Annotated in this window: 7 protein-coding genes and 4 tRNA genes; all 11 read right to left on the bottom strand. The window is 49.6% G+C overall.

The window, feature by feature from the left end; translation table 11 throughout:
• Positions 1-2099: DNA-directed RNA polymerase subunit beta (gene rpoB, locus KDK14_RS08715; protein ID WP_257264703.1), on the bottom strand; the 2099-nt coding region annotated here is incomplete at its 3' end.
• Between the two features lie 813 nt (positions 2100-2912).
• The gene (gene rplL / locus KDK14_RS08710; protein ID WP_257264704.1) at positions 2913-3287 is read right to left on the bottom strand and encodes a 50S ribosomal protein L7/L12; all 375 of its coding nucleotides are present in this window, start codon (positions 3285-3287) and stop codon (positions 2913-2915) included.
• A gap of 93 nt (positions 3288-3380) precedes the next feature.
• Positions 3381-3911: a 50S ribosomal protein L10 gene (gene rplJ / locus KDK14_RS08705; RefSeq protein ID WP_257264702.1), complete on the bottom strand. Its 531-nt coding sequence runs from the start codon at positions 3909-3911 to the stop codon at positions 3381-3383.
• Positions 3912-4241: 330 nt separating this feature from the next.
• Positions 4242-4937 (bottom strand): 50S ribosomal protein L1, encoded by a 696-nt coding sequence (gene rplA, locus KDK14_RS08700; RefSeq protein ID WP_257264701.1) that lies wholly within the window; start codon positions 4935-4937, stop codon positions 4242-4244.
• Positions 4937-5371: a 50S ribosomal protein L11 gene (gene rplK / locus KDK14_RS08695; protein ID WP_257264700.1), complete on the bottom strand. Its 435-nt coding sequence runs from the start codon at positions 5369-5371 to the stop codon at positions 4937-4939. Before rplK ends, rplA begins: the two co-directional genes overlap by 1 nt.
• 322 nt (positions 5372-5693) lie before the next feature.
• Positions 5694-6227 (bottom strand): transcription termination/antitermination protein NusG, encoded by a 534-nt coding sequence (gene nusG, locus KDK14_RS08690; protein WP_257264699.1) that lies wholly within the window; start codon positions 6225-6227, stop codon positions 5694-5696.
• Positions 6228-6239: 12 nt separating this feature from the next.
• On the bottom strand, positions 6240-6608 hold the full coding sequence (secE, locus tag KDK14_RS08685; RefSeq protein ID WP_257264698.1) for a preprotein translocase subunit SecE: 369 nt from the start codon (positions 6606-6608) through the stop codon (positions 6240-6242).
• 77 nt (positions 6609-6685) lie between these two features.
• Positions 6686-6761, bottom strand: a tRNA-Trp gene (locus KDK14_RS08680).
• A gap of 127 nt (positions 6762-6888) precedes the next feature.
• Positions 6889-6964: transfer RNA gene (locus KDK14_RS08675), tRNA-Thr, on the bottom strand.
• 23 nt (positions 6965-6987) lie between these two features.
• Positions 6988-7061: transfer RNA gene (locus KDK14_RS08670), tRNA-Gly, on the bottom strand.
• A 133-nt stretch (positions 7062-7194) separates the two neighbouring features.
• Positions 7195-7278, bottom strand: a tRNA-Tyr gene (locus tag KDK14_RS08665).
• Positions 7279-7485: the final 207 nt, after the last annotated feature.

The raw sequence follows: 7485 nt of genomic DNA, 5'->3' as shown, positions 1-7485 counted from the left end.
GCCCGCAGGGTGGGAACAGCCTGACGTTGCATGTTTGATCCCATCAAGGCACGGTTGGCGTCGTCGTGCTCAAGGAAAGGAATCAGAGAGGCCGCGACAGATACCATCTGCTTGGTGGACACGTCCATGTACTGGACTTTGTCCGGGCTCATCAGGGTGGCTTCACCACGGTAGCGCACAACGACCAGTTCATCGGTCAGCTGCTTGTTCTCATCCATGGCAGCAGACGCCTGGGCGATAACATATTCACCTTCTTCAATGGCGGACAGGTAATCAACGTCGTCAGTCACCTTGCCATCAACAACACGACGGTATGGCGCTTCAAGGAAGCCATAGTCGTTGGTACGGGCATAGGTTGCCAGCGAGTTAATCAGGCCGATGTTGGGACCTTCAGGGGTCTCGATGGGGCAGACACGACCATAGTGCGTGGCGTGTACGTCACGAACCTCAAAGCCGGCACGCTCACGGGTCAGACCACCCGGGCCCAACGCAGATACACGACGCTTGTGAGTAATCTCGGAGAGCGGGTTGTTCTGGTCCATAAACTGGGACAGCTGGCTGGAACCGAAGAATTCCTTGATCGCCGCCGCCACCGGTTTGGCATTGATCAGATCCTGGGGCATCAGGCCTTCGGATTCCGCCAGGCTCAGACGCTCCTTGACGGCACGTTCAACACGTACCAGACCGACACGGAACTGGTTCTCCGCCATTTCACCAACGGAACGTACACGACGGTTACCCAGGTGATCGATATCGTCACAGACGCCTTTACCATTACGGATATCAACCAGAATGCGCAGGACATCAATAATGTCGGAGTTATCCAGAACACCGGAACCGGTATCTTCATCACGACCCAGACGACGGTTAAACTTCATTCGACCGACGGCAGACAGATCATAACGCTCGGTTGAGAAGAACAGGTTCTGGAACAGGGCTTCAGCCGCATCCTGTGTTGGTGGTTCACCGGGGCGCATCATGCGGTAGATTTCAACGAGCGCCTCCAGACGGTTGGTGGTGGTATCTGCACGCAGGGTGTCAGACATGAACGGACCACATTCCAGCTCATTGATGAACAGCGTTTCTACGGTTTTGATACCGGCAGACAGCAGCTTTTCATAAACTTCCGGGGTAATTTCCGTATTACACTCAACAATGATTTCACCGGTGGTTTTGTGAATTACGGTCTTCGCCAGAACACGGCCATAGATATACTCTACGGGTGCTTCGAGATTTTTGATGTTGGCTTTTTGCAGGTCGCGGATATGTCGCGCTGTTACCCGACGACCTTGTTCTACCACCACATTACCGTCGTTATCGTAGATATCAAAGCTGGCTGCCTCACCTCTGAGGCGATCGGCAACAAATTCGGTGCTGACGTTTTCAGCGCCAATATTGAATTCAACAAAATCAAAGAAATCCTCAAGAATTTCTTCATTGGAAAGCCCGATAGCCCTCAGCAGGATAGTGGCAGGCAGCTTACGACGACGGTCGATACGGACATAGAGCAGATCCTTTGGATCGAACTCAAAGTCCAGCCAGGAGCCACGGTAAGGGATAACACGGGCAGAATAAAGTAGCTTGCCGGAAGAGTGCGTCTTACCCCGGTCATTATCAAAGAATACGCCTGGAGAGCGGTGCAGCTGGGATACGATAACACGCTCTGTACCGTTAATAACAAAGGTGCCGTTATCAGTCATGAGCGGAATTTCACCCATGTACACTTCCTGTTCCTTGATGTCCTTGATTGCTTTGTTAGCGGAGTCTTTATCGTAGATAATCAGGCGCACCTTGACCCGTAAGGGTACAGCGTAAGTGATGCCTCTTAGCTGGCATTCCTTGACATCAAACGCAGGAGCGCCCAGTCTGTAGCTAACATATTCAAGGGCGGCATTGCCGGAATAGCTTACGATTGGAAAGACGGATTTGAAGGCTGCGTGCAGCCCGATATCTTCTCTGGCTGCCGATTCCCTGTCTGACTGCAACAGCTTGTGATATGAATCAAGCTGAATCGCCAGTAGATACGGCACATTCATGACACTCGGCAGCTTGCCGAAGTCCTTGCGGATGCGTTTTTTCTCTGTATACGAGTATGCCATCAGCGTTCCCCAGCCTGGTTACCTGTTTTTGACTTCAGGCGCCATCGCCTGGCCATAGTAGGTTAGTTCGAGAGCGGGTGGCTCCCTGTCAAAACCAATAAATTTTCAACTTTTATGGTCATCAGCTGACCTGTATCACAGACACGCTTGAGGTGTTGCAGATACTCTTGATGTCGTTACAGACACTTGCACATCGCTGGCACTGTCATGCCGTTATAGACATCAACCGTTGTATTCGCTTCAGCGCCTGACCAAAAAGCAATCTGATACAATTATTCATATTTACTACCCTTATTCATATTTACTACCCTGCTTTAACAGCAATACCGCTTCCATCGCACAAGGCAACGAAAGCGGTAATCAAACTGCCCGAAAATGATCGAACAGGTATGTAAGTCCAGGGCAATACGGACAACGCCTGAATTATCTACAGAAACCTCGCATCATCTCACAGCTTGATCAGGAGTGGTACTATGATTACCGGAAAATCCCAGCATTTAAATGCTTTACACCAAAACAAGAGGCCTTATCCAGATCGATCCGCTTCTGTGACGGCTTTTCCGGGCTCATACCTCTGCCACAACTGTCTGCCAAAACAGCACCCCCCCAATCAACATCACAATACAACCCGTTCAACAATAAAGACTGAAGAGGGTGGGTGACATCATGATTAAGGGAAAGATCTACGTACAAATACAGTTACTCAGACGGTACAACTCATACAACGGAAAAAAGGCCGGCACCCTCGCAGGCACCAGCCACCTGAGCCTATTATGCAATAGACCCGGGATTATGCAATGCTTTTGTAGAAAATTACTTGATTTCTACTTTAGCACCAGCTTCTTCCAGCTGCTTTTTCAGCTCTTCAGCTTCTTCTTTGGAAGCACCTTCTTTCAGAGGAGCTGGAGCGCCGTCTACAACCGCCTTGGCTTCTTTCAGACCCAAACCAGTAGCAGCACGCACTACCTTGATGACGTTAACTTTCTTGTCGCCAGCTTCAGCCAGGATTACGTCAAACTCGGTCTTTTCTTCAGCAGCGGCAGCAGCTTCAGCAGGAGCAGCGGCAACAGCAACAGCAGCAGCAGCGGAAACGCCGAACTTCTCTTCCATAGCGGAAACCAGTTCAACAACGTCCATTACAGACATTTCAGCGATTGCATTCAGGATATCTTCTTTGGACAGAGCCATCTTTATATCTCCAAAAATCTTGGTTGGGGCAAACAAACAGCAAGCCCCGGAATGTGTTTAAGCAAAAAAGCAAGAAAACCAACCCAGTACGGGTTAAGCGGCTTTCTTCTTCTCGTCGGCAACAGCTGCCACAACACGGGTAACGCTTGCAGGAATCTCGTTCAGAGTTCTTGCCAACTTGGTTACCGGTGCGATCATTACGCTCATCAGCATTGCGCGAGCCTGATCCAGAGTAGGCATCTTGGCCAGAACATCAATCTGTTCTGCACCCAGCAGCTGTCCGGAAATAGACAGCGCCTTGATGTCCAGCTCTTTATTCTCTTTGGCAAAATCCTTCATCAGACGCGCAGCGGCACCCGGATCTTCCATAGAGAAAGCAAGCACAGTTGGGCCTACCAGAACTTCCTGCAGGCACTGAAGTTCAGTACCTTCTACTGCACGCTTGGCCAAGGTGTTACGCACTACCTTCAGGTAGACGCCACCTTCACGGGCCTGTTTACGCAGAGCAGTCATTTGACTGACAGTAAGACCACGGTAGTCCGCGATTACAGCCGACAGAGCGCCTTCTGCAGCCTCGCTGACTTCGGCCACAATAGCCTTCTTGTCTTCGAGTCCTAACGCCATGGGCTTTACTCCAAATTTATGAAGTTTCACTTATGACATATCTGAGATAAATCATTAAGCGCTTAACAATACGGTGATGGGTGTATATCGTTTTGGATAAAACGCATACTCACCGTCTACGCAGGACATTAAGCCCTGAACCTATAACCCTTTGTGGAGAAAGGCCCCTGAATGAACAGGCACGGTATCGGACACCTGCGATCTTTGACGACCCCAGCTATGGAAGCAGGGACCCCAAAGAGGGTTGCGGCTGGCCTGCACCAGCCAGAAATCTGATAATCCAGATTTCAGTAATTCTTTGCCTGCACAGAGAGTCTTTAGCAGACAGTCTCAAGCAGAAAGAGTGGACATGTCGATAGTCAAACCCGGACCCATGGTGGAGGACAGGGTAACTTTCTTCATGTAAACGCCTTTGCTGGACGAAGGCTTCAGCTTCTTCAGATCAACCAGCAATGCCTCAACGTTCTGCTTCAGGGCAGCCGCTTCGAAGTCGATCTTGCCAACACCAGCGTGGATGATACCATTCTTGTCAGTGCGGAAACGAACCTGACCCGCCTTGGCGTTCCTGACCGCTTCAGCAACGTTAGGTGTTACAGTACCAACCTTGGGGTTAGGCATCAGGCCGCGTGGGCCCAGAATCTGGCCCAGCTGACCAACAACGCGCATCGCATCCGGCGAAGCGATAACCACGTCAAAATCCATCTGACCCGCTTTAACCTGCTCAGCCAGATCTTCCATGCCAACCACTTCAGCACCTGCCTCTTTGGCAGCTTCAGCGTTAGCACCCTGAGTGAACACAGCGACACGAACGTCTTTACCAGTACCGTTAGGCAGCACAGTAGAGCCACGAACAACCTGGTCAGATTTCCGCGGATCCACACCCAGGTTCACAGAAACTTCGATGGTTTCCTTGAACTTGACACTGGAGATCTCTTTCAGCAGGCTGGCTGCTTCTTCAAAGCCGTAAGACCTGGTGGAGTCGATCTTTTCAGCGATCAGTTTCGCACGTTTTGATAACCTGGCCATTACTCAACACCCTCCACGATCAGACCCATGGAACGAGCTGAACCAGCAATGGTACGTACCGCTGCGTCTTCGTCAGCAGCCGTCAGATCAGGCTCTTTGATTTTGGCAACTTCAAGCAGTTGCTCACGAGTCACAGTACCGACTTTCTCGGTATTTGGACGGCCAGAACCTTTCTTCAACTTCATAGTTTTCAGCAGCAGAACAGAGGCAGGTGGTGTCTTGGTTTCGAAAGTGAAACTGCGATCGCTGTATACAGTAATAACAACAGGAATCGGCATACCAGCATCCATTTTCTGGGTGCTTGCATTAAATGCCTTACAGAATTCCATGATGTTGACACCGTGTTGCCCCAGAGCAGGACCAACCGGTGGGGATGGGTTTGCCTGCCCGGCAGGCACTTGCAGCTTGATATAAGCTTGAACTTTTTTGGCCATTTTTAACCTCTACATGGGTCACTGCCTCATTCAACCCTCATCTTTGGACCCCCCTTTAACCAGAGATCCCCAAAGAAAAAGCATTAAACTCTCTGGCTACCCGTCAACAAAGCAAGGCAGTCTACAGAAATCATCCTGAAAGCACCAGCGCAAAAACACTAAGATGATTGCAATTTACACAACGATCTCTTTTCATCGCAAAAAGGAGGAATCAAACCAGGCAAAGCACTTGGCTCAACTGCACCCTCCAAAAACACAAAGCCCCGCTGGCAAGCGGGACAACAAGAACAATTCAATGCGCCTAAACTTTTTCTCAATGCGCCTAAACTTTTTCAACCTGGCCAAACTCAAGCTCTACCGGTGTGGAGCGACCAAAGATCATTACCGCAACCTGGAGACGACTTTTCTCATAGTTTACGCCTTCCACTACACCATTGAAGTCGGCAAATGGACCTTCAATTACACGAACCATCTCACCAGGCTCAAAGAGAGTTTTCGGCCTTGGAGCCTCGGCACCTTCATGCACACGACGAAGAATAGCATCTGCCTCTTTTTCGGTGATCGGTGCAGGTTTATCAGCGGTACCACCAATAAAGCCCATAACGCGCGGGGTATCTTTAATCAAATGCCACGAGTCTTCATTCATTTCCATCTGAACTAACACGTAGCCCGGAAAAAACTTTCTTTCACTTTTACGCTTCTGGCCATTTTTTATTTCTACCACTTCCTCGGTGGGCACCAGAATTTCGCCAAAATACTCTTCCATACCAAAACGCTTGATACGCTCATTCAAGTAGCGCAACACCTGCTTCTCGTATCCAGAGTAGGCATGAACCACATACCATCGTTTCGCCATGTCCTGTCCTTATCAAATCAGGCTGCTGATCATCCAGCCTAGCAGAGAATCGAGCCCCCACAAAATAAGACCCATCACTAATACCACAGCTACAACCACCAGAGTTGTTTGCACCGTCTCCTGACGAGTAGGCCAGACAACCTTGCGAATCTCGGTTTTGGCATCTTTCAGCAACGTCCAGAAGGCAACACCTTTTATCGTCTGCAAAGCAACAAAACCGGCAACTGCCGCAATTACCAACAGGCCAACAACCCTGAGAAGAAGCGACTCAGCAGAAAAATAATAATTGCCGTAAGTACCAACAATAACCAGAACCGCTACAATGCCCCACTTGAGACCGTCCAGACGGCCCGAAATCGCAATTTCAGAATTTCCGCTCATCAGCTTGAGTTTCTCTGTCCAGGCTTTGTTAAAGAGACCTCTGATAACAAGCATCCCAGAAGCTTGATCATCGGGAGTGGCAGGCCAGGAGGGAATCGAACCCCCAACCCCCGGTTTTGGAGACCGGTGCTCTACCAATTGAACTACTGGCCTAAATCGCAACTACTTTGAGAACAGGGCCGATGAGTTATAAATACCATCACCGAACCTGAATAACCTTTGAGCTTGTCAAGCACACCAAGAGGCTATCCGGGAAATGCAGGCAAACACCTCTCGAAAATGGAGCTCTTAACCGGAATTGAACCGGTGACCTCATCCTTACCAAGGATGCGCTCTACCGACTGAGCTATAAGAGCTTTTCCTCAAGAATGGCTTATACTGGAGCGGGTAGCGGGAATCGAACCCGCATCATCAGCTTGGAAGGCTGAGGTTCTACCGTTGAACTATACCCGCACATTGAACTACACCCACGATACCGGATGCTAATCATGCAGTAGCTTCAAAACATCCGAAGATTCTACAAAAGATGACACCAGCATCCAGTGTCAAATCCTGGTTTTAGACTCGCTTGATACGTAAAATTTTCTGGTGGTGGGGGCTGGATTCGAACCAGCGAAGCTTTCGCGTCAGATTTACAGTCTGATCCCTTTGGCCACTCGGGAACCCCACCGAACGCTACGTTATTTTATTCAAGAAGCCATCTATGTCAACCTGGGAGGCTGTCCGAGAATAGACTGACCTATTGCGGTGGCAGCAAATTAGTCTAAAAAATCGGAAATTTTTAGTAAATAGAACCGCTATTCACTAAAAATTTCCGACTTTTTATCCTCAATTTTCTGCCATCCTCGCTACGGGCGCTATTCTCGGACAGCCTCCT

This window comes from Endozoicomonas sp. ONNA2, assembly GCF_024606365.1.
In the GTDB taxonomy this organism is placed as follows: Bacteria; Pseudomonadota; Gammaproteobacteria; order Pseudomonadales; family Endozoicomonadaceae; genus Endozoicomonas.
This window is presented reverse-complemented; position numbering and strand designations above follow the sequence as displayed.

Excerpts from the sequence above, each read along its gene's own strand:
- nusG (WP_257264699.1), bottom strand. The coding sequence starts at position 6,227 with ATGGCGAAACGATGGTATGTGGTTCATGCCTACTCTGGATACGAGAAG.
- rplK (WP_257264700.1), bottom strand. The coding sequence starts at position 5,371 with ATGGCCAAAAAAGTTCAAGCTTATATCAAGCTGCAAGTGCCTGCCGGG.
- rplA (WP_257264701.1), bottom strand. The coding sequence starts at position 4,937 with ATGGCCAGGTTATCAAAACGTGCGAAACTGATCGCTGAAAAGATCGAC.
- rplJ (WP_257264702.1), bottom strand. The coding sequence starts at position 3,911 with ATGGCGTTAGGACTCGAAGACAAGAAGGCTATTGTGGCCGAAGTCAGC.
- secE (WP_257264698.1), bottom strand. The coding sequence starts at position 6,608 with ATGAGCGGAAATTCTGAAATTGCGATTTCGGGCCGTCTGGACGGTCTC.
- rplL (WP_257264704.1), bottom strand. The coding sequence starts at position 3,287 with ATGGCTCTGTCCAAAGAAGATATCCTGAATGCAATCGCTGAAATGTCT.